General features: G+C 61.0%; 19 protein-coding genes and 1 pseudogene. 12 read left to right on the forward strand and 8 right to left on the reverse strand.

All coding sequences use genetic code 11. The features are described from left to right. Window positions 1–71 precede the first annotated feature (71 nt). Window positions 72–329: pseudogene (locus V5F23_RS21750) on the forward strand (hypothetical protein); the annotation flags it as partial. A 289-nt stretch (window positions 330–618) separates the two neighbouring features. Here the strand turns inward: V5F23_RS21750 and V5F23_RS21755 are convergent. Together V5F23_RS21755 and V5F23_RS21760 are read right to left on the reverse strand one after the other, a co-directional pair. Next, the gene (locus V5F23_RS21755) at window positions 619–1,836 is read right to left on the reverse strand and encodes an argininosuccinate synthase (protein ID WP_024779511.1); all 1,218 of its coding nucleotides are present in this window, start codon (window positions 1,834–1,836) and stop codon (window positions 619–621) included. 127 nt (window positions 1,837–1,963) lie between these two features. Next, window positions 1,964–2,959, reverse strand: coding sequence for an OmpA family protein (locus V5F23_RS21760; protein ID WP_047736610.1), 996 nt, complete (start codon window positions 2,957–2,959; stop codon window positions 1,964–1,966). A gap of 191 nt (window positions 2,960–3,150) precedes the next feature. On the opposite strand from V5F23_RS21760, the gene pyrC reads away from it, so the two are divergent. Together pyrC and rnt are read left to right on the forward strand one after the other, a co-directional pair. Next, on the forward strand, window positions 3,151–4,197 hold the full coding sequence (gene pyrC / locus V5F23_RS21765; protein ID WP_042729350.1) for a dihydroorotase: 1,047 nt from the start codon (window positions 3,151–3,153) through the stop codon (window positions 4,195–4,197). Further along, a complete protein-coding gene (gene rnt, locus V5F23_RS21770) occupies window positions 4,194–4,871 on the forward strand; it encodes a ribonuclease T (protein WP_003204947.1) in 678 nt (225 codons plus the stop codon). Before pyrC ends, rnt begins: the two co-directional genes overlap by 4 nt. 217 nt (window positions 4,872–5,088) lie before the next feature. On the opposite strand, the gene V5F23_RS21775 is transcribed toward rnt, so the two are convergent. Continuing rightward, entirely contained in the window at window positions 5,089–5,691 is a 603-nt protein-coding gene (locus V5F23_RS21775; protein ID WP_338496525.1) for a peroxiredoxin, read from the reverse strand. Window positions 5,692–6,007: 316 nt separating this feature from the next. Between V5F23_RS21775 and V5F23_RS21780 the strand changes: the two genes are divergently transcribed. After that, window positions 6,008–6,226, forward strand: a complete 219-nt coding sequence (locus V5F23_RS21780; RefSeq protein WP_042729348.1) for a bacterioferritin-associated ferredoxin — start codon at window positions 6,008–6,010, stop codon at window positions 6,224–6,226. A 199-nt stretch (window positions 6,227–6,425) separates the two neighbouring features. Then, the gene (gene bfr / locus V5F23_RS21785) at window positions 6,426–6,899 is read left to right on the forward strand and encodes a bacterioferritin (RefSeq protein ID WP_042729347.1); all 474 of its coding nucleotides are present in this window, start codon (window positions 6,426–6,428) and stop codon (window positions 6,897–6,899) included. 226 nt (window positions 6,900–7,125) lie between these two features. On the opposite strand, the gene grxD is transcribed toward bfr, so the two are convergent. From grxD to V5F23_RS21800, 3 genes are all read right to left on the reverse strand, one after another. Beyond that, window positions 7,126–7,467 carry a Grx4 family monothiol glutaredoxin gene (grxD, locus tag V5F23_RS21790; RefSeq protein ID WP_042730403.1) on the reverse strand — a complete coding sequence of 114 codons (342 nt, stop codon included), beginning with the start codon at window positions 7,465–7,467 and terminating at the stop codon, window positions 7,126–7,128. 91 nt (window positions 7,468–7,558) lie between these two features. After that, entirely contained in the window at window positions 7,559–9,667 is a 2,109-nt protein-coding gene (locus tag V5F23_RS21795) for a molybdopterin oxidoreductase family protein (RefSeq protein ID WP_212802959.1), read from the reverse strand. Window positions 9,668–9,798: 131 nt separating this feature from the next. Continuing rightward, window positions 9,799–10,086, reverse strand: a complete 288-nt coding sequence (locus tag V5F23_RS21800) for a hypothetical protein (protein WP_042730401.1) — start codon at window positions 10,084–10,086, stop codon at window positions 9,799–9,801. A gap of 403 nt (window positions 10,087–10,489) precedes the next feature. Between V5F23_RS21800 and argF the strand changes: the two genes are divergently transcribed. Next, on the forward strand, window positions 10,490–11,410 hold the full coding sequence (gene argF, locus V5F23_RS21805) for an ornithine carbamoyltransferase (RefSeq protein ID WP_042730400.1): 921 nt from the start codon (window positions 10,490–10,492) through the stop codon (window positions 11,408–11,410). Further along, window positions 11,407–12,516 (forward strand): ABC transporter ATP-binding protein, encoded by a 1,110-nt coding sequence (locus V5F23_RS21810; protein ID WP_338496530.1) that lies wholly within the window; start codon window positions 11,407–11,409, stop codon window positions 12,514–12,516. Before argF ends, V5F23_RS21810 begins: the two co-directional genes overlap by 4 nt. A 135-nt stretch (window positions 12,517–12,651) precedes the next feature. Here the strand turns inward: V5F23_RS21810 and V5F23_RS21815 are convergent, their stop codons facing one another. Further along, the gene (locus V5F23_RS21815; RefSeq protein WP_338496533.1) at window positions 12,652–13,434 is read right to left on the reverse strand and encodes a PhzF family phenazine biosynthesis protein; all 783 of its coding nucleotides are present in this window, start codon (window positions 13,432–13,434) and stop codon (window positions 12,652–12,654) included. 145 nt (window positions 13,435–13,579) lie between these two features. After that, window positions 13,580–14,050, reverse strand: a complete 471-nt coding sequence (ybaK, locus tag V5F23_RS21820; protein WP_047736617.1) for a Cys-tRNA(Pro) deacylase — start codon at window positions 14,048–14,050, stop codon at window positions 13,580–13,582. A gap of 321 nt (window positions 14,051–14,371) precedes the next feature. Between ybaK and V5F23_RS21825 the strand changes: the two genes are divergently transcribed. The 5 genes from V5F23_RS21825 to V5F23_RS21845 all read left to right on the forward strand — a co-directional run bounded on the left by V5F23_RS21825 (window position 14,372) and on the right by V5F23_RS21845 (window position 20,876). Then, window positions 14,372–15,223 carry an MIP/aquaporin family protein gene (locus V5F23_RS21825; RefSeq protein WP_042730396.1) on the forward strand — a complete coding sequence of 284 codons (852 nt, stop codon included), beginning with the start codon at window positions 14,372–14,374 and terminating at the stop codon, window positions 15,221–15,223. 78 nt (window positions 15,224–15,301) lie between these two features. After that, complete coding sequence (glpK, locus tag V5F23_RS21830; protein ID WP_042730395.1) at window positions 15,302–16,807, forward strand: glycerol kinase GlpK; 1,506 nt, start codon at window positions 15,302–15,304, stop codon at window positions 16,805–16,807. 89 nt (window positions 16,808–16,896) lie between these two features. Continuing rightward, entirely contained in the window at window positions 16,897–17,652 is a 756-nt protein-coding gene (locus V5F23_RS21835) for a DeoR/GlpR family transcriptional regulator (RefSeq protein ID WP_042730394.1), read from the forward strand. A 323-nt stretch (window positions 17,653–17,975) separates the two neighbouring features. Further along, complete coding sequence (gene glpD, locus V5F23_RS21840; protein ID WP_123578451.1) at window positions 17,976–19,514, forward strand: glycerol-3-phosphate dehydrogenase; 1,539 nt, start codon at window positions 17,976–17,978, stop codon at window positions 19,512–19,514. Between the two features lie 447 nt (window positions 19,515–19,961). Further along, window positions 19,962–20,876, forward strand: coding sequence for a glutamate/aspartate ABC transporter substrate-binding protein (locus tag V5F23_RS21845; protein WP_042730392.1), 915 nt, complete (start codon window positions 19,962–19,964; stop codon window positions 20,874–20,876). Window positions 20,877–20,950: the final 74 nt, after the last annotated feature.

Consider the following 20,950-nt stretch of genomic DNA (forward strand, 5'->3'; position numbering starts at 1 on the left):
CGGTATTGGACTAGTTATTAATAACCCTATCCATCAACTGACTCACCGAGCATATTGTATGAGCAACCCATATGAACAAACCCTTGAAGACCATTACCAACCCCATGACCCTCATCGCTGTATTTGCCACGCTATCGGAAACTTCCGCGGCCATCTCCCTGCCGTTTCTGGACGATGACGATCGCGAATACTATCTTTGGTTTTTGATCAGTTTTCCGTTTTATCTGTTATTGCTGTTTTTTACCACCCTGAACTTCAACTACCGCTCGCTGTATTCACCTTCCGACTTTCCCAAGGGCAAACATTTCCTCAAGACCCTGGATGATTCGCTCGGCCGGCGTAAACGGACGTTGCGCCGGACAAACAAACACCAGGCGTTGCCGACGCAATGTCATCGCCCCGGACGCAAGCGGCGGCGCCCTGGGTGCGTGGTGTGCGGGCAATCGCAACGCCCACGGTCCAAACGCGACAGACAAGCCACCCGCATCATCGTCTACGTCATTTACCGGGGCGCAGGCGAGGCCACGGCCAGGCAGGATGGATAATCCCTGCACAGAAAAGGGAGCCCCCAAAAAAAAACGGCCTGCGCAGGGCAGGCCGTTTTTTACACAGGCAGGGTCAGAACAGCTTGCGACCCTTGTTCGCCGCAATGCGCATGCGCAGGGCGTTGAGCTTGATGAAGCCGGCCGCGTCGGCCTGGTTGTAGGCACCGCCGTCTTCTTCGAAGGTCGCGATGTTGGCATCGAACAGCGAGTCGTCGGACTTGCGCCCGGTCACGATCACGTTGCCCTTGTACAGCTTCAGGCGCACGACACCGTTCACGTTGACCTGGGAAGCATCGATCATCTGTTGCAGCATCAGACGCTCAGGGCTCCACCAGTAGCCGGTGTAGATCAGGCTGGCGTACTTGGGCATCAGCTCATCCTTGAGGTGAGCGACTTCACGGTCCAGGGTGATCGATTCGATGGCGCGGTGGGCGCGCAGCATGATGGTGCCGCCCGGGGTTTCGTAGCAACCACGGGACTTCATGCCGACGTAGCGGTTCTCGACGATGTCCAGACGGCCGATGCCGTGCTCGCCACCGATGCGGTTGAGGGTCGCCAGCACGGTGGCCGGGCTCATTTCCACGCCGTCCAGGGCGACGATATCGCCATTGCGGTAGGTCAGTTCCAGGTATTGCGGGGTATCCGGGGCCTTCTCCGGGGAGACGGTCCAGCGCCACATGTCTTCTTCGTGCTCGGTCCAGGTGTCTTCCAGCACGCCACCTTCATAGGAGATGTGCAGCAGGTTGGCGTCCATCGAGTACGGCGACTTCTTCTTGCCGTGACGCTCGATCGGGATCGCGTGCTTCTCGGCGTAGTCCATCAGTTTTTCGCGGGACAGCAGGTCCCATTCGCGCCACGGGGCGATGACCTTAACGCCTGGCTTGAGGGCGTAGGCACCCAGTTCGAAACGAACCTGGTCGTTGCCTTTACCGGTGGCGCCGTGGGAAATGGCATCGGCGCCGGTTTCGTTGGCGATTTCGATCAGGCGCTTGGCGATCAGCGGACGGGCGATGGAAGTACCCAGCAGGTACTCGCCTTCGTAGACGGTGTTGGCGCGGAACATCGGGAACACGAAGTCGCGGACGAACTCTTCGCGCAGGTCATCGATGTAGATCTCTTTGACGCCCATGGCCTGAGCCTTGGCGCGTGCAGGCTCGACTTCTTCGCCCTGCCCCAGGTCAGCGGTGAAGGTCACCACTTCGCAGTTATAAGTGTCCTGCAGCCACTTGAGGATCACCGAAGTGTCCAGGCCGCCGGAATACGCCAGAACGACCTTGTTTACGTCCGCCATGCCATCACTCCACGGGTTCTACGGAAAGCCGTGAAGTCTAACGTCCAACGCGGATAATTTACAGGGGCGCGACAGCTTATGACGACGAAGCGACAGATTATGTCGAACGCGCGACGACCACGCGGGATCAGGACGTGCGTGCAGTGGCCCCGGCAGGCGCCTTGGCCGGCGCAGCGGCGGGGGCCGGAACCTTGGCAGGCGCGGCGGCCGGTGCGGGTGGCGCAGGGGCCGGTTGCGCAGCCGGCACCGGTGCTGGTGTCGGTGCCTGGGCAGGCTCCACACGCGCCAGTTGCACGACCACGCGACGGTTCTTGGCCCGGTTGGCGGCGGTGGTGTTGGGTGCCAGAGGGTAACGCTCACCGTGGAAACGCACGGTGATCTGCGATTCCTGGAAACCGTTGGCCTTGAAGAATTCCTGCACGGCCAGGGCCCGGCGGCGCGACAGCTCACGGTTGGTCAGGCGGTTGCCGCTGTTGTCGGAATGACCGTCAAGCTCGACATGATTGACGCTCGGGTCGGCCTTGATGAAGTCGAGCATCACCTGCAGTTGCGCCTTGGCACGGGCATCGAGCTCGATGGACTCACCGGGAAATGCGATCTGGGTCTGCTTGATCTGTTCGAAGTTCTTTGGCAACAGTTTGGCCACGCAGCCTTGATAGTCATTGAAGGCCTTGTTGAAGCGCACCGGCAGCAAGCGGACTTCCGAGACGCGCCCGTCCTCGCTGTTGCGGCGCACCACCGGGCTGCGACCTTCCATCAGCCCGCTGATCAGTCGCCCGGCCTGGACCTGAGAACTGTTGAACAGCACGTCGCCGCTGCCGATCCTCACCGAACCCAGGTTGATGTCGCCGCGTCCCGGCTGCCAGGGTGAGGCCGCCGCCAGCAAGGTGGCGGAACCGCCGCCCAGCATTGGGTTATAGGCCTTGAGACGGAACGTGGCCTGCTCGCCCGCCCGGCGCACGAATTCGCCGCTGCCGAAATCGGTGATCGGCTGGCTCAGCCGGCACTCGAACTTGTCGCCTTCGACCGTCCACTCAATGCTCTCCAGACGGGTCTGGAAAGTGAGCGCCATCGCGGGAAGGCTGGCAAACACACTGAGCAAGGCTAGATAACGCTGGCGCACGGGAGGCTCCACTGGCTTTATTACAAAGTTCGACACCTACTGAGAGTCTGACGCAGGTCCCAGGCACCCCACGGATTCGTGGCACACCTGTAGGGGCTATCGGTCGCCGGCGCCAGAACTTGATAGCGGGTGCCTGAATCGGTCTTTTCCGGTAGCATTCCCCAGAGTTTGACCCGCCTGGAAGCCCCCCAATGTCCGACCGCCTGACCCTGCTGCGTCCCGACGACTGGCATATTCATCTTCGCGATGGTGCTGTGTTGACCCATACCGTCGCCGATGTCGCGCGCACCTTCGGGCGCGCAATCATCATGCCTAACCTGGTTCCGCCGGTGCGCAACGCCGCCGAGGCCGATGGCTATCGCCAGCGCATCCTCGCAGCGCGCCCGGCTGGCAGCCGTTTCGAACCGCTGATGGTGCTGTACCTCACCGACCGCACCCAGCCCGAAGAGATCCGTGACGCCAAGGCCAGTGGCTTTGTCCACGCCGCCAAACTGTACCCGGCCGGCGCGACCACCAACTCGGACTCCGGCGTCACCCGCATCGACACGATCTTCCCGGTGCTGGAGGCCATGGCCGAAGTCGGCATGCCGCTGCTGATCCACGGCGAAGTGACCCGCGGCGACATCGACGTCTTCGACCGCGAGAAAATCTTCATCGACGAGCACATGCGCCGCGTCGTGGAACGCTTCCCGACCCTCAAGGTGGTGTTCGAACACATCACCACCGGCGACGCCGTGCAGTTCGTCAACGAAGCCCCGGCCAACGTGGGCGCGACCATTACCGCGCATCACCTGCTGTACAACCGCAACCACATGCTGGTGGGCGGGATCCGGCCGCACTTCTATTGCCTGCCGATCCTCAAGCGCAACACTCATCAGCAAGCCTTGCTCGACGCCGCCACCAGCGGCAGCGCCAAGTTCTTCCTCGGCACGGACTCGGCGCCCCACGCCCGCCACGCCAAGGAAGCCGCCTGCGGTTGCGCCGGCTGCTACACCGCGTACGCCGCCATCGAGATGTATGCCGAGGCATTCGAGCAGCGCAATGCGCTGGACAAGCTCGAAGGCTTCGCCAGCCTGCACGGTCCGCGCTTCTACGGCCTGCCGGTGAACACCGATCGCATTACCCTGGTCCGCGACGAATGGACCGCCCCCGTCAGCCTGCCGTTCGGCGAGCAGACCGTCATCCCGCTGCGCGCCGGTGAAAAACTGCGCTGGCGCCTGCTGGAGGAAAACGCGTGAGTGAAGATCATTTCGACGACGAACTGGACGGCAATGGTGGTTCGGGCGGTGCCCGTCACCCGATGGCAGCCCGGTTCCGCGGCTACCTGCCGGTTGTCGTCGACGTAGAAACCGGCGGCTTCAACTCCGCCACCGATGCCCTGCTGGAAATCGCCGCGACGACCATCGGCATGGATGAAAAAGGCTTCGTGTTCCCGGACCACACCTATTTCTTCCGCGTCGAACCGTTCGAAGGTGCCAACGTCGAAGCGGCGGCCCTGGAGTTCACCGGGATCAAGCTTGACCACCCGTTGCGCATGGCCGTCAGCGAAGAGACGGCCCTGACCGACATCTTCCGCGGCGTACGCAAGGCGTTGAAGGCCAACGGCTGCAAGCGCGCGATCCTGGTCGGGCATAACAGCAGCTTCGACCTGGGCTTCCTCAATGCCGCCGTCGCGCGCCTGGACATGAAGCGCAACCCGTTCCACCCGTTCTCCAGTTTCGACACGGCCACCCTCGCCGGCCTGGCGTACGGCCAGACCGTCCTGGCGAAAGCCTGCCAGGCCGCCGACATCGACTTCGATGGCCGCGAGGCCCACTCGGCCCGCTACGACACCGAGAAGACCGCCGAGCTGTTCTGCGGCATCGTCAATCGGTGGAAAGAGATGGGTGGCTGGCAGGATTTCGACGACTGACATCCGCCTGGCGTGGCTCTCTTGTGGCGAGGGGATTTATCCCCGTTGGACTGCGCAGCAGTCCCAGAAAGATGAGCCAGGCAAACAATTGGCAGGTTTGGGGGCCGCTTCGCGGCCCATCGGGGATAAATCCCCTCGCCACAGGATTGTGTTCTGCTTTAGAACACCCCAAAAAAAAACCGGCCCATCAAGGGCCGGTTTTTTATGCCAGGTTCGCTTACAGCTTGTCGCTGTGCTCGCCCAGGTAAGCGGCAACGCCTTCAGGCGATGCGGTCATGCCCTTGTCGCCTTTCTTCCAGTTGGCTGGGCAGACTTCGCCGTGCTCTTCGTGGAATTGCAGAGCGTCGACCAGACGGATCAGCTCTTCCATGTTACGGCCCAGTGGCAGGTCGTTGATGATCTGCGAACGAACCACGCCTTTGTCGTCGATCAGGAACGCACCACGGAAAGCCACGCCACCTTCGGACTCAACGTCGTAGGCCTTGGCGATCTCGTGCTTCATGTCGGCAACCATGGTGTATTTCACCTGGCCGATACCGCCATTGTTGATCGGGGTGTTGCGCCAGGCGTTGTGGGTGAAGTGCGAGTCGATCGAGACAGCGATCACTTCGACGTTGCGCGCCTTGAAGTCGTCCATGCGGTGATCCAGTGCGATCAGCTCGGACGGGCAGACGAAGGTGAAGTCCAGTGGGTAGAAGAACACCAGGCCGTATTTGCCTTTGATGGCCGAGGACAGGGTGAAGCTGTCGACGATTTCGCCGTTGCCGAGGACGGCCGGAACGGTGAAGTCAGGGGCTTGTTTGCCTACGAGTACGCTCATTGGATATCTCCTGGTGTAGTAACGTGAAAACAAGGTCCGGGCCAGCCTGTCACCCTCAGGCGACAGCCCTGTGACACGAACCCGCTTTGCAAGGACCGACCATCATACACCGGGCATTTGGACTGTCTTCAACGGTTTTTCCGCGACATTGAAAAATCAATGTTTCGCCTCATGATCGTGCAATGATCCTCGCGCAGAACCGTTCGTCAGGCAGGCACCGCTCTGGCCCGAGGGTTTCAGAAACCACTTTGACAATCATTCTCGTTAACATTAAGATCCGTCTCAATTGAGTCACAACCAGCGACGGTTCTCACTTATGTATGTATGCCTCTGCACTGGCGTCACCGACGGACAAATCCGCGAAGCAATCTACGAAGGTTGCTGCAGCTATCGCGAAGTCCGCCAGGCCACCGGCGTAGCCAGCCAATGCGGCAAATGTGCCTGCCTGGCCAAGGAAGTGGTACGTGAAACCCTCGCCAAGGTGCAGACGGCACAAGCCGCCATTCCCTACCCGGTAGAATTTACCGCCGCGTAATAAACAGCACTTCAAGGAACCGGACACCATGTCCGGTTTTTTTATGCCTGTAAATCAATTGGTTAGCGTCAAGACGCGGAACACAAACATTCTTATTCCGATTAATTTTCATTTATTATTCAATAACTTAGGTTTGACACTGGTCAATACGCGGCTCAAACTCTGCCCCATACACAGCTATTACAGGGCAGGCCTCATCATGAAAGGCGACATTACAGTCATCCAGCATCTCAACAAGATCCTTGCCAATGAACTGGTCGCGATCAACCAATACTTCCTGCATGCGCGCATGTACGAAGATTGGGGCCTGAACAAGCTGGGCAAGCACGAGTACCACGAATCCATCGACGAGATGAAGCACGCGGACAAGCTGATCAAGCGCATCCTGTTTCTCGAAGGCCTGCCGAACGTCCAGGACCTGGGCAAGCTGCACATCGGTGAACACACCCAGGAAATGCTGGAGTGCGACCTGCGCATCGAGCGCACCGGCCACGCCGACCTGAAAGCCGCCATCGCCCATTGTGAAAGCGTTGGCGACTTCGGTAGCCGCGAACTTTTGGAAGACATCCTCGAATCCGAGGAAGAGCACATCGACTGGCTGGAAACCCAATTGGGCCTGATCGATAAAGTGGGTCTTGAGAACTACCTGCAATCGCAGATGGGCGAAGAGTAACTTCCCCCCCCTGCCACTAAAAAGCCCCGCCCTCTTGTGAGAGGCGGGGCTTTTTATTGCCTGGACTTCCAGGCATGCCAAATCCAATGTGGGAGCGGGCTTGCTCGCGAAAGCGCTGGGTCAGCTTGCACAGATGTTGGATGTACCGGCCCCTTCGCGGGCGAGCCCGCTCCCACATGGTCCTTGTCCAACCACAATAGGTGCGGCAAACATGGACCATCGTAAATCAGGCTTCGGTCTTCTTCTCCGCAGCGGCTTGGACAGCTGCCTTGATCACATCCTGCAGCGAACCGTCAGCCGCCATCTCGGTCATGATGTCGCTGCCGCCAATCAACTCGCCACCCACCCACAGTTGCGGGAAGGTAGGCCAGTTGGCGTACTTCGGCAGGTTGGCACGAATTTCCGGGTTCTGCAGGATGTCTACGTAGGCGAACTTCTCGCCACATGCCATCACCGCCTGGGCAGCCTTGGCCGAGAAGCCGCATTGCGGAGCATTCGGCGCGCCTTTCATGTAGAGCAGGACGGTGTTGTTGGCAATCTGGTCTTTGATCGTTTCGATGATATCCATGGAGCACCTCGGCTTGAACTTCTGCGACTTAAGTCGTCGACACGGTGACGCATTGTAACGGAAAGCCGAGCACGCTGTCCCAGGGACAAATTCACGCAGCCGCGACCTTCACCGGTACGCCATTGAGTGCCGCGTTGCCGGACAACTCATCCAACTGGCACTCATCCGTCAGGTCGTTGGCACTGGAGCCCGGCTGGCCGCTGGCGATGCTCATCTGCACGCCTGGCCGGGCATGACCCCAACCGTGTGGCAGGCTGACCACGCCTTTCATCATGTCCGCGCTGCCCTGGACTTCCACTTCGATGGTGCCCACCCGGGAGCTGACTTTCACCCGCTGGCCATCGACCAGGCTGCGGCTGGCCAGGTCATCCGGGTGCATCAGCAATTGATGACGTGGCTTGCCTTTCACCAGCCGATGGAAGTTGTGCATCCACGAATTATTGCTGCGCACATGACGACGGCCAATCATCAGCAACTCATCCGGTGCGGGCGCCTGCACGGCGGCAAAACGCTCGATATCGGCCAGGATCACGGCCGGCGCGGCCTGCACGCGCTGGTTTTCGGTCTTCAGCCGTCCCGCCAGGTTGGGCTTGAGCGCACCCAGGTCGATGCCATGGGGGTGATCGAACAGCGTTGCCAGGGACAACTTGTGTGGCGACGCATCGCCATACGCCCCCGCCCGCAAGCCGAAATCGATCATTTGCGCCGGCGGCAGGGTGGGCTTGAGTTCCTTACCAGTCCTGGCGGCGAAGGCCTTGGCCAGGCCGACGAAAATTTCCCAATCGTGCAACGCGCCTTCGGGCTTGGGCAGGATCGCCCGGTTGAAACGGGTCACGTTGCGCACCGCGAACACATTGAACGTGGTGTCGTAATGGTCGTTTTCCAGCGCCGACGTCGAGGGCAGGATCAGGTCGGCGTACCGCGTGGTTTCGTTGATGTACAAGTCGACGCTGACCATGAACTCCAGGCCGTCGAGCGCCTGCTCCAATTGACGCCCGTTCGGCGTGGACAGCACCGGGTTGCCGGCCACGGTGACCAGCGCACGCACCTGGCCCTCTCCTTCGGTGAGCATCTCTTCGGCCAGGGCCGACACCGGCAACTCCCCGGCGTACTCGGGGCGCCCGGACACCCGGCTCTGCCAGCGATTGAAATGCCCGCCCGACGTGGTCGCCACCAGATCCACCGCAGGCTCGGTGCACAAGGCCCCGCCCACGCGGTCAAGGTTGCCGGTGACCAGGTTGATCACCTGGATCAGCCACTGGCACAGCGTACCGAAGGCCTGGGTCGAAACGCCCATCCGCCCGTAGCAGACCGCTGATGGCGCGGCGGCGAAGTCCCGGGCCAACTGCCGGATCTGCGCCGCCGGCACCGCGCAGAGCGGGCTCATCGCTTGCGCCGTGAACCGCTCGACGGCTTCACGCACCCGATGAAGGTCGTCTACCGGCAGATGGCTGTCGCGGGTCAGGCCTTCATCGAACAAGGTATTGAGCAAGCCCAGCAACAACGCAGCGTCGCCACCGGGGCGTACGAAGACATGCTGGTCGGCAATGGCCGCTGTCTCGCTGCGGCGTGGATCGACCACCACCACCTTGCCGCCACGGGCCTGGATGGCCTTGAGGCGTTTTTCCACGTCCGGCACGGTCATGATGCTGCCGTTGGACGCCAGCGGGTTGCCGCCCAGGATCAGCATGAAGTCGGTGTGGTCGATGTCCGGGATCGGGATCAGCAAGCCATGGCCGTACATCAGGTGGCTGGTCAAGTGATGGGGCAACTGGTCTACCGACGTCGCCGAGAAACGGCTGCGGGTCTTCAACAGGCCGAGGAAATAGTTGCTGTGGGTCATCAGCCCGTAATTGTGCACGCTGGGGTTGCCCTGGTAGACCGCCACCGCGTTCTGGCCATGACGTGCCTGGATGTCCGCCAGGCGCTCGGCGACCAGGGCGAAGGCCGCGTCCCAGGCAATGGGCTGCCATTGGTTGCCGACCCGCTGCATGGGCTGGCGCAAGCGGTCCGGATCATTCTGGATATCCTGCAGGGCCACCGCCTTGGGGCAGATATGACCCCGGCTGAAGCTGTCCAGCGCATCCCCCTTGATCGAGGTGATCGCCAGGCCCTGGCCTTCGGTTTCGGTGGTTTCGAGGGTCAAGCCACAAATGGCTTCGCACAGATGGCACGCACGGTGGTGAAGAGTCTTGGTCATGGCCAGCCTCTGTTTTATTCGTAGCGGGCACTGTCGGCCGCGGGAACAAAACTATGGCGCGTGATCCCCGGCGGCGCCAGCGACGTTCGTCCTGTGAATTGGCGGGCATCAGGCCCGCCGATGAAGTGCCGTCAAGACCGGTCGGGCGGCGGTGCCAGCAACTGGATCTCCTCGACGGTTTCCACCAGTTCCTGAGTGATCGGGTCGCCGGTCAACTCGCCAATCAGCCGCCAGTGTTCATCGATGCCGCCGCTGATGGTGGCCATGCGATCGATCATTCGACGGGCCGCCGCCTTGGTTACCTCATCCTCGCTGCGCAGCAACTCGAATGACATGGACGTCACCGAAGCGGTCAGGTGCGTCAGCGTGCGTGCCGTCAGCCCTAGCAATTCCATCAGTTGCTGCTCTTTCGAATCCATTTCGGGGCTCCTGTGTCACGCGGGGTTCATTTATAACCCAGGCCCTTGCATTAGGAAATGTTTCACAGCCACCGGTGGGCGGGTGGGCGCCTGCCCGGGGCGGCGAAACGCTCTTCCGGGTCGCCCAAGCCCCGTCCCGCTTGATTGCCAAGCGACGCGACGGCAGTGTACAAAGAGGCGCTGCTGTCAGGAAAACGGCCCCCAACCCGCCATCGCAACCCCGGCGATGGCCTCGCTGAATCCCCAAAAACCGTAGCCCTATTGGTAAGACGCGACATTTAATGTCAATATCGCGCCTTCCCCTATTTTCGTCGCCCCGTGCGGCTTTTGCCGCAGGTCTCGCCCGTTTTTCCCTAAACAAGGCTTTGAGCATCTGCGGTCAGTAACAAAAAGGTAGTCAATCATGAGCGCAAGGCACTTTCTCTCCCTGATGGATTTCACGCCCGACGAGTTGCTCGGCGTGATCCGTCGAGGCGTGGAGCTCAAGGACCTGCGTAACCGCGGCGTACTGTTCGAGCCCTTGAAAAACCGCGTGCTGGGGATGATCTTCGAGAAATCATCGACCCGCACCCGCATCTCTTTCGAAGCTGGCATGATCCAACTCGGCGGCCAGGCGATCTTCCTGTCGCCGCGTGACACTCAACTGGGCCGTGGCGAACCCATCAGCGATTGCGCCATCGTCATGTCGAGCATGCTGGATGCGGTGATGATCCGCACCTTTGCCCACAGCACCCTGACCGAGTTCGCGGCCCATTCCCGCGTGCCGGTGATCAACGGTCTGTCCGATGACCTGCACCCCTGCCAACTGCTGGCCGACATGCAGACCTTCCTCGAGCACCGTGGCTCGATCCAGGGCAAGACCGTGGCCTGGATCGGCGATGGCAACAACATGTGCAACAGCTATATAGAAGCGGCGCTGCAATTCGACTTCCAACTGCGCATTGCCTGCCCCGAAGGCTACGATCCCGACGCCAGGCTGGTCGCCAAGGCCGGGGACCGGGTGACAATTGTCCGCGATCCGAAACTGGCCGTGGCCGGCGCGCACCTGGTGAGCACCGACGTCTGGACCTCCATGGGCCAGGAAGAAGAAACCGCCAAGCGCCTGGAGCTGTTCGCGCCGCTGCAAGTCAACCGCGCCCTGCTCGACCTGGCGGATGCCGACGTGCTGTTCATGCATTGCCTGCCGGCCCACCGTGGCGAAGAAATCAGCGTCGACCTGCTGGACGACCCGCGCTCGGTGGCCTGGGACCAGGCAGAGAATCGCCTTCATGCACAGAAGGCCCTGCTTGAGTTCCTGGTCGAGCCGGCGTACCGCCACGCATGAGCCAGCCCCTGCTGCTGAATCTGCACAACCTGGCGTGTGGTTACCAGGACCAACGGGTTGTGCAGAACCTCAACCTGCACCTCAATGCCGGTGACATCGGTTGCCTGCTCGGTTCGTCTGGCTGCGGCAAGACCACCACGTTGCGGGCCATTGCCGGTTTCGAGCCGGTGCACGAAGGCGAGATCCAACTGGCCGGGCAAACCCTCTCCCGCGCCGGTTTCACCCTTGCCCCGGAAAAACGCCGCATCGGCATGGTGTTCCAGGACTATGCGTTGTTCCCCCACCTGAGTGTGAGCGAGAACATTGCCTTTGGCATTCGCAAGCATCCGAACAAGGCGCGGGTAGTGGAGGAACTGCTGGAGCTGGTGAACCTGAAGAACCTTGGCGGGCGTTTTCCCCATGAGCTCTCCGGCGGCCAGCAACAGCGCGTCGCCCTGGCCCGCGCGTTGGCGCCGGAACCGCAGTTGCTGTTGCTCGACGAACCGTTCTCCAACCTCGACGGCGAGTTGCGACGCAAACTCAGCCATGAGGTCCGGGCCATCCTCAAGGCCCGCGGCACCAGCGCGATCCTGGTCACCCACGATCAGGAAGAAGCGTTTGCCGTGAGCGACCATGTCGGGGTGTTCAAGGAAGGTCGACTGGAACAGTGGGACACGCCCTACAACCTCTATCACGAACCCCTGACGCCCTTCGTGGCCAGCTTCATCGGACAGGGTTATTTCATCCGTGGCCGCCTCGAAAGCCCCGAGTCGGTGCAGACCGAGCTGGGCATCCTGCGCGGTAACCGGGCCTACACCTGGCCGATTGGCGCCGCGGTGGACGCATTGCTGCGACCGGACGACATCGTCTACGCCCCGGACAGCCCGCTCACCGCCCAGATCGTCGACAAGACATTCCTGGGCGCATCGACCTTGTATCGCCTGCAATTACCGACGGGCGCCCAACTGGAGTCGATCTTCCCGAGCCATGCCGACCACCAGGTCGGCGCCCGTGTCGGTATCCGCGTGGCGGCAGAGCACCTGGTGCTGTTCCAGGCCTCGGGCAGCACGGCAGCGCATCTGCCTGCGGTGGAAAGCGGCGTGCGGCGGTACAGCGCAACCCACTGATCATCGATTGTTTGGATGGCTTTGTGGCGAGGGAGCTTGCTCCCGCTGGGGCGCGTAGTGGCCCCAAAAAACATGCGAGCACTGCGCACTCGAGCGCGAGCTTGCTCCCTTGCCACGCAAGCGCTTTCGCACTGATCAGCCCAGTGAAAGGGTCCCGCTGGCCACCAACCTCGCATCGCCGCCAATCCGCACCCGCTCCCCTTCCAGCCGGCAGAACAGGGCCCCGCCCCGGGCCGAACACTGGTAGGCCGTCAGCCCCCGCTTGCCCAGGCGCTTGGACCAGTAGGGAATCAGACTGCAATGGGTCGAACCGGTCACCGGGTCTTCGTTGATGCCGATCGCCGGGGCGAAATAGCGCGAGACGAAATCATGCTTGCTGCCCGGCGCGGTCACGATCGCACCCGGCCAAGGCAGTTTTGCCAGAGCGGCCATGTCCGGCTTGCAATCGAGCACCGCCTGCTCCGACTCCAGCACCACGAACAGCTCATTGGAGCTCAGCACGTCCACCGCTTCGACGTTCAGCGCGCTCTGGACCGCCAGGGACACTCCCAGCTCGGTAGGCACGATGACCGGGAAATCCAGCCATAAGCGGCCCTGGTCGCGGGTGACACTCAATGGACCGGACCGGCAAGTGAACTCCAGGCGCTCTGCGGTTTCGTGGTAGACCTCGAACAGCACATGGGCACTGGCCAGCGTCGCGTGCCCGCACAGTGGGACTTCCGTGGTGGGCGTGAACCAGCGGATATGCCACTGCTGGCCTTCACGCACCACAAACGCGGTTTCCGCCAGGTTGTGCTCGGCGGCGATCTTTTGCATCAAATCATCGGCGAGCCAGGCGTCGAGCCGATAGACCATCGCCGGGTTGCCGCCAAACGGGCGATCACTGAACGCATCGACCTGATGAAACGCAAGCTGCATGGCCCTTCTCCTTTTTATTGATGCGCCAGCATGAAGGGCGGCAACGGTGGTATCCAGTGACAGATCAGCAGAATTTTCACCCTACACCGCATGCGCCCCTGACAAGCAGGCTAGCCTCCGCTTGGACGCTGTGCTCATCCTGAAATCAGGCGCGGCCGATCTCGGCGAACTTCGCCCCGGTGTGTTCTGCCAGCACCGAAGGCGCCAGCTCCACTTCCAGCCCGCGCCTGCCAGCACTGACGAAGATGCTGTCGAACTGTTCAGCAGACGTATCGATGAACGTGCGCAGGCGCTTCTTCTGCCCCAGCGGGCTGATGCCGCCGAGCAAATACCCGGTCGAACGCTGTGCCGCCGCCGGGTCGGCCATCTCCACTTTCTTCACGCCTGCCGCGTGGGCCAGGCCTTTCAGGTCCAGGCTGCCTGCCACCGGCACAACCGCCACCAGCAGCTCACCTTTTTCACTGGCGGCCAGCAATGTCTTGAACACCTGGGCCGGCTCCAGTCCAAGTTTTTCCGCCGCTTCCAGGCCGTAGGACGCTGCCTTGGGGTCGTGTTCATAACTGTGGATACGATGTTCGGCGCGCACTTTCTTCAACAGATCCAACGCGGGGGTCATGACCGCTCCTGACAGGGAAATCAAAAAGAGTGGATGGATTCTAAGCCATCACTGGCCAAAAGGCTGTGGGCCGCAGTGTCGCTGTCGATGAGGGCTTGGCAAAGAAGCAGACATTCACGCCACGAATAGTTGAAATGTGACCGACGGTTCACTTTCGACCTTTGACACCAGCGTTTCTTGTCTATATTTTTTCGAAACTGAAAGCCATAACGCATGTCTCAAGCAACAACCCGAGGCCAAGGACTGCATCCTGCCTCGGCGGAAATCGCGCTGTAGAGCTTGCTCGAACGCGCCCGGAAAAAAACAAAAACCGAGGTTCGAATGACCATTGCTTCACAACAGCCGTCCCTTTCCAGCCAATGCCTGGCCGAATTCCTGGGGACAGCGCTATTGATCTTCTTCGGGACCGGTTGCGTTGCAGCGCTCAAGGTCGCGGGTGCGAGTTTCGGCTTGTGGGAAATCAGCATCATCTGGGGCGTCGGCGTCAGCATGGCGATCTACCTCAGTGCAGGCATCTCCGGCGCGCACCTGAACCCTGCCGTCAGCGTCGCCCTGTGCCTCTTCACTGACTTCGAAAAGCGCAAGCTGCCCTTCTATATCATCTGCCAGGTCGCCGGCGCCTTCTGCGGCGCGTTGCTGGTGTACACGCTGTACAGCAACCTGTTCTTCGATTTCGAACAGTCGCGACACATGATCCGTGGCACCGAGGCGAGCCTCGAGCTGGCGTCGGTATTCTCCACTTATCCACATCCAGCCCTCTCCACTGGCCAGGCCTTCGTGGTGGAAATGATCATCACCGCCATCCTGATGGGGGTGATCATGTCCCTCACCGATGATAACAATGGCTTGCCCCGCGGCCCGCTGGCGCCGTTGTTGATCGGCCTGTTGATTGCGGTGATCGGCAGTTCGATGGGGCCGTTGACCGGCTTCGCGATGAACCCGGCTCGGGACTTCGGCCCTAAACTGATGACTTTCGTCACAGGCTGGGGTGAAATTTCCCTCACCGGTGGGCGCGACATCCCATACTTCCTGGTTCCGATTTTTGCACCGCTGCTGGGTGCATGCCTGGGTGCTGCGGCCTATCGCGGGCTGATTGCCCGCCATCTGCCCAGCACCACGACAGCTATAAAGGATGCAGAACCGGCCATTGACGGCAAGCCCAGAACATCCTGAAAACAGTCGGCGCACGCTCCTGCCCGTTCGAGCGTGCGCCATGGCCTCAGCCCTTATTTTCGTCCCAAGGCAATCGACATGACCGACCTCCAGAACAAGAACTACATCATTGCCCTCGACCAGGGTACGACCAGCTCGCGCGCGATCATTTTCGACCGTGACGCCAACGTGGTCTGCATCGCCCAGCGCGAATTCGCCCAGCACTACCCCCAGGCCGGCTGGGTCGAACACGACCCGATGGAAATCTTCGCCACCCAGAGCGGCGTGATGGTCGAAGCCCTGGCCCAGGCCGGCCTGCACCATGACCAGGTAGCTGCCATCGGCATCACCAACCAGCGCGAGACGACAGTGGTCTGGGACAAGACCACCGGCCGGCCGATCTACAACGCCGTCGTCTGGCAATGCCGTCGCAGCACTGAAATCTGCCAGCAGCTCAAGCGCGACGGCCACGAGCAATACATCAGCGACACCACCGGCCTGGTGACCGACCCGTACTTCTCCGGCACCAAACTCAAGTGGATCCTGGACAACGTCGAAGGCAGCCGCGAGCGTGCCCGCAACGGCGAGTTGCTGTTCGGCACCGTCGACAGCTGGCTCATCTGGAAATTCACCGGCGGCAAGGTCCACGTCACCGACTACACCAACGCCTCGCGCACCATGCTCTTCAACATCCATACGCTGGAGTGGGATGCGAAGATGCTCGAGATCCTCGACATCCCCCGGGAAATGCTCCCGGAAGTGAAGTCGTCCTCAGAGATCTACGGCCGCACCAAGAGTGGCATCGCCATCGGCGGTATCGCCGGCGACCAGCAGGCCGCCCTCTTCGGCCAGATGTGCGTGGAGCCGGGCCAGGCGAAAAACACCTACGGCACCGGCTGCTTCTTGCTGATGAACACCGGGAACAAGGCGGTCAAGTCCAATCACGGCATGCTTACCACCATCGGTTGCGGCCCACGCGGCGAGGTCGCCTACGCCCTCGAAGGCGCGGTGTTCAATGGCGGCTCCACGGTGCAGTGGTTGCGCGATGAGCTGAAAATCATCAACGACGCCCTGGACACCGAATACTTTGCCAACAAGGTCAAGGACAGCAACGGTGTGTACCTGGTGCCGGCCTTCACCGGCCTGGGCGCGCCGTACTGGGACCCCTATGCCCGGGGCGCGTTGTTTGGCCTGACCCGGGGCGTGCGGGTCGATCACATCATCCGTGCGGCGCTGGAGTCCATCGCCTACCAGACGCGCGACGTGCTCGATGCCATGCAACAGGACTCCGGTGAGCGTCTCAAGGCCCTACGTGTCGACGGCGGCGCGGTGGCGAACAACTTCCTGATGCAGTTCCAGGCCGACATCCTGGGCACACGGGTCGAGCGTCCGAAAATGCGCGAAACCACCGCTTTGGGCGCGGCCTACCTGGCCGGCCTGGCGTGCGGTTTCTGGGGCAGCCTGGAAGAGCTGCGCGGCAAGGCAGTGATCGAGCGCGAATTCGAACCGCAACTGGACGAACCGGCGAAGGAAAAGCTCTACGCCGGCTGGCAGAAAGCGGTCAGCCGCACCCGCGACTGGGAACCCCACGAAGACGCCGAATAAGCCGACCCTGAGCAACACCTGGGTCTGAACTGGTCGGGAGCAGATTCCTGCGGCATCATGGGCATATTTCGGCAGCCCAAAGGACGCCCATGAATCTGCCTCCCCGTCAGCAGCAAATCCTCGAACTGGTCCGCGAACGCGGCTACGTCAGCATCGAGGAAATGGCGCAGTTGTTCGTTGTAACCCCGCAAACCATCCGCCGAGACATCAATCAACTGGCGGAAGCCAACCTGTTGCGCCGCTACCACGGCGGCGCCGCCTACGATTCCAGCGTGGAAAACACTGCCTACGCCATGCGCGCCGACCAGATGCGCGACGAGAAGCAGCGCATCGCCGAAGCCATTGCCGCCCAGATCCCCGATCACGCCTCGCTGTTCATCAACATCGGCACCACCACCGAATCCATCGCCCGGGCCCTGCTCAATCACAACCACTTGAAGGTCATCACCAACAACCTGCACGTGGCATCGATCCTCAGTGCCAAGGACGATTTCGAAGTCCTGGTCGCCGGCGGCAACGTGCGACGAGACGGTGGCGTAGTGGGCCAGGCCAGCGTCGATTTCATCAACCAGTTCAAGGTCGATTTCGCCTTGGTGGGCATCAGCGGCATCGATGAGGATGGCAGCCTGCTGGATTTCGATTACCAGGAAGTGCGGGTGTCCCAGGCGATCATCGCCAACGCCCGGCAAGTGCTGCTGGCGGCCGACTCCAGCAAGTTTGGGCGCAATGCCATGGTTCGCCTGGGCCCGATCAGCCTCATCGACTGCCTGGTGACCGACCAGCAACCGGTGCCAGCCCTGGTGCAACTGCTGAGCCAGCACAAGATTCGACTGGAAGTGGTTTAACCCCTCCCCCAATACCCTGTGGCGAGGGGATTTATCCCCGTTGGGCTGCGCAGCAGCCCACTTCAGTCATTCAGTTTGCCTGAGATACCGAATCGCCAGGTTTAGGCTCGCTTCGCAAGCCAGCGGGGATAAATCCCCTCGCCACAAGTGCACGCCGCGCCTTGAGCGTTATTTTTATGTTCGAAAATTTTCCTTTCAGCTTCCCTTGATCAGTTTTTTCAATCGAAATCGACTGGCCGTTGCTGTCCTTATGGGCTAGTATTTTCGCAAATGAACATTAATGTTCGAATTCAAATATTACGAAAAAAGCCCGAGGCCAGCCGATGCCCACTTCTACCTTGCCTACGCCCCCTCTCGCCGAGGTTTATGATGTCGCCGTGATTGGCGGCGGTATCAACGGCGTGGGGATTGCCGCGGACGCTGCCGGTCGCGGTCTTTCGGTGTTCCTTTGCGAAAAGGACGATCTGGCCAGCCACACGTCGTCGGCCAGCAGTAAATTGATTCATGGCGGCCTGCGCTACCTCGAACATTACGAGTTCCGCCTGGTGCGCGAGGCACTGGCCGAACGCGAGGTGTTGCTGGCCAAGGCGCCGCACATCGTCAAGCAAATGCGCTTCGTGCTGCCCCACCGCCCGCACTTGCGTCCGGCGTGGATGATTCGCGCCGGCCTGTTCCTCTACGATCACCTCGGCAAGCGTGAACAGCTCGCCGGCTCCAAGAGCTTGAAATTCGGTGCCGACAGCGCACTGAAAAGCGAGATCACCAAAGGCTTCGAATACTCCGACTGCTGGGTCGACGACGCTCGATTGGTCGTGCTCAACGCCATGGCCGCCCGGGAAAAAGGCGCCCATATCCACACCCGCACCCGTTGCGTGAACGCCCGTCGCAGCAAAGGCCTGTGGCACCTGCACCTGGAACGTGCCGACGGCAGCCTGTTTTCGATTCGCGCCAAGGCACTGGTGAATGCCGCTGGCCCGTGGGTGGCCAAGTTCATTCGCGATGACCTGAAGATGGAATCGCCCTACGGCATCCGCCTGATCCAGGGCAGCCACCTGATCGTGCCGAAACTCTATGAAGGCGAACATGCGCACATTCTTCAAAACGAAGACCAACGCATCGTGTTCACCATTCCGTACCTGAACCAGTTCACCCTGATCGGCACCACCGATCGCGAATACACCGGCGATCCGGCCAACGTGGCCATCACTGAAGGCGAAACCGATTACCTGCTGAAAGTGGTCAACGCCCACTTCAAGAAACAGCTCAGCCGCGACGACATCCTGCACAGCTATTCCGGCGTGCGTCCGCTGTGCAACGACGAATCCGACAACCCGTCGGCCGTGACCCGGGACTACACCCTGGCGCTCTCCGGCGGTGGCGAAGAAGCCCCCTTGCTCTCGGTGTTCGGTGGCAAGCTGACCACCTACCGCAAGCTGGCCGAGTCGGCCATGGCGCAACTGGCTCCGTACTTCACCCAGATGCGCCCGAGCTGGACCGCCGTCGCCACGCTTCCTGGCGGCGAAAACATGACCACCCCGCAAGCGCTGTGCTCGGCCATCCGCGACAAGTTCGACTGGCTGCCCACCGACATCGCCCGGCGCTGGGCCACCACCTATGGCAGCCGCACCTGGCGCATGCTGGAAGGCGTACAGACGCTCGCCGACCTGGGCGAACACCTCGGCGGCGGCCTCTATACCCGCGAAGTCGACTATCTGTGCAGCGATGAGTGGGCCGTCGACGCCCAGGACATCCTCTGGCGTCGTAGCAAGCTGGGCCTGTTCACCACTGCGGCCGAACAGCAAAAGCTTCAGCAGTACCTGGAAAAGGTCGAGCACAACCGCCGCAAGATCGAAGCGGCCTGAAGGCAAGACTGCAATGACCCAAGCCCCTGAATCATGCGATTCAGGGGCTTTTTGCTATCTGGCGTCCACCAATGCCCCTGTGGGAGCGAGCTTGCTCGCGATGACGCCTGCACATTCAACATCTATATGACTGGCACACCGCATTCGCGAGCAAGCTCGCTCCCACAATGGATTAATGCGACCTCAGGGCATTCGGTTTTCCGAACAAGACCCATCAGTCAGTTCGGCCAGCCGGATAAACAACCGGCAAATAAACCTGAAACAAAACATTAATTACTTTATAAAACATATAGTTAACCTGTATCGACTGGCCTGGCACGAGTCATGCTCTACACTCCTTCGAGACGAATGCCTGCATGCCAACACAACAGGAGCTGCCAGGCGTTTCGAAGCACTCAGGGCCGACGTACCGGCTGAAATAAAAAAAACAATGTCGAGGAAACATCGATGCGCATCGTTCCCCATCTTCTGGGCGCAGCCATTGCTGCCGCTCTGATCAGCACCCCGGTTTTCGCCGCCGAACTGACCGGCACGCTGAAAAAGATCAAAGAGTCCGGCGTCATCACGCTTGGGCATCGCGACGCTTCCATTCCGTTCTCCTACATCGCAGACGCTTCCGGCAAGCCGGTGGGCTACTCCCACGATATCCAGCTGAAAGTCGTCGAAGCACTGAAAAAAGACCTGGACCTGCCGAACCTGCAGGTCAAGTACAACCTGGTGACCTCGCAAACCCGCATCCCGCTGGTGCAGAACGGCACCGTGGACCTGGAGTGCGGCTCCACCACCAACAACGTCGAGCGTCAGCAACAGGTTGATTTCTCCGTCGGCATCTTCGAGATCGGCACCCGCCTGCTCTCCAAGAAAGACTCCAAGTACAAGGATTTCGACGATCTGAAGGGCAAGAACGTCGTGACCACCGCCGGCACCACCTCCGAGCGCCTGCTCAAGGCAATGAACGCCGACAAGCAGATGGGCATGAACGTCATCTCTGCCAAGGACCACGGCGAGTCCTTCCAGATGCTGGAATCGGGCCGTGCCGTCGCGTTCATGATGGATGACGCCCTGCTGGCCGGCGAAGCGGCCAAGGCCAAGAAGGCCGACGACTGGGCCGTCACCGGTACACCACAGTCCTACGAGATCTACGGCTGCATGATGCGCAAGGGCGACGAGCCGTTCAAGAAAGCGGTCGACGACGCCATCAAGGCGACCTATGCCTCGGGCGAGATCAACAAGATCTACGACAAGTGGTTCACCCAGCCCATCCCACCGAAAAACCTGAACCTGAACTTCCCGATGAGCGATGAGCTCAAGGCATTGATCGCCAATCCGACCGACAAAGCGGCTGACGACAAGAAGTCCTGATTTTTCTGACTAACCTTATCTCCTGAAGGGGTCCCGCCCTTTCAGGGGATGGTCACTCCCTGCTGGCATATCTG

Origin of the sequence: Pseudomonas sp. WP18 (genome assembly GCF_036689585.1) — a bacterium.
Classification (GTDB): domain Bacteria; phylum Pseudomonadota; class Gammaproteobacteria; order Pseudomonadales; family Pseudomonadaceae; genus Aquipseudomonas; species Aquipseudomonas chlororaphis_E.

Coding starts and splice junctions, on each gene's coding strand:
- V5F23_RS21810 (WP_338496530.1), top strand. CDS start 11,407: ATGAGCCAGCCCCTGCTGCTGAATCTGCACAACCTGGCGTGTGGTTAC.
- bfr (WP_042729347.1), top strand. CDS start 6,426: ATGAAAGGCGACATTACAGTCATCCAGCATCTCAACAAGATCCTTGCC.
- V5F23_RS21815 (WP_338496533.1), bottom strand. CDS start 13,434: ATGCAGCTTGCGTTTCATCAGGTCGATGCGTTCAGTGATCGCCCGTTT.
- V5F23_RS21775 (WP_338496525.1), bottom strand. CDS start 5,691: ATGAGCGTACTCGTAGGCAAACAAGCCCCTGACTTCACCGTTCCGGCC.
- ybaK (WP_047736617.1), bottom strand. CDS start 14,050: ATGACCCCCGCGTTGGATCTGTTGAAGAAAGTGCGCGCCGAACATCGT.
- V5F23_RS21825 (WP_042730396.1), top strand. CDS start 14,372: ATGACCATTGCTTCACAACAGCCGTCCCTTTCCAGCCAATGCCTGGCC.
- V5F23_RS21800 (WP_042730401.1), bottom strand. CDS start 10,086: ATGGATTCGAAAGAGCAGCAACTGATGGAATTGCTAGGGCTGACGGCA.
- glpD (WP_123578451.1), top strand. CDS start 17,976: ATGCCCACTTCTACCTTGCCTACGCCCCCTCTCGCCGAGGTTTATGAT.
- V5F23_RS21835 (WP_042730394.1), top strand. CDS start 16,897: ATGAATCTGCCTCCCCGTCAGCAGCAAATCCTCGAACTGGTCCGCGAA.
- glpK (WP_042730395.1), top strand. CDS start 15,302: ATGACCGACCTCCAGAACAAGAACTACATCATTGCCCTCGACCAGGGT.
- argF (WP_042730400.1), top strand. CDS start 10,490: ATGAGCGCAAGGCACTTTCTCTCCCTGATGGATTTCACGCCCGACGAG.
- V5F23_RS21755 (WP_024779511.1), bottom strand. CDS start 1,836: ATGGCGGACGTAAACAAGGTCGTTCTGGCGTATTCCGGCGGCCTGGAC.
- V5F23_RS21845 (WP_042730392.1), top strand. CDS start 19,962: ATGCGCATCGTTCCCCATCTTCTGGGCGCAGCCATTGCTGCCGCTCTG.
- V5F23_RS21780 (WP_042729348.1), top strand. CDS start 6,008: ATGTATGTATGCCTCTGCACTGGCGTCACCGACGGACAAATCCGCGAA.
- pyrC (WP_042729350.1), top strand. CDS start 3,151: ATGTCCGACCGCCTGACCCTGCTGCGTCCCGACGACTGGCATATTCAT.
- V5F23_RS21795 (WP_212802959.1), bottom strand. CDS start 9,667: ATGACCAAGACTCTTCACCACCGTGCGTGCCATCTGTGCGAAGCCATT.
- grxD (WP_042730403.1), bottom strand. CDS start 7,467: ATGGATATCATCGAAACGATCAAAGACCAGATTGCCAACAACACCGTC.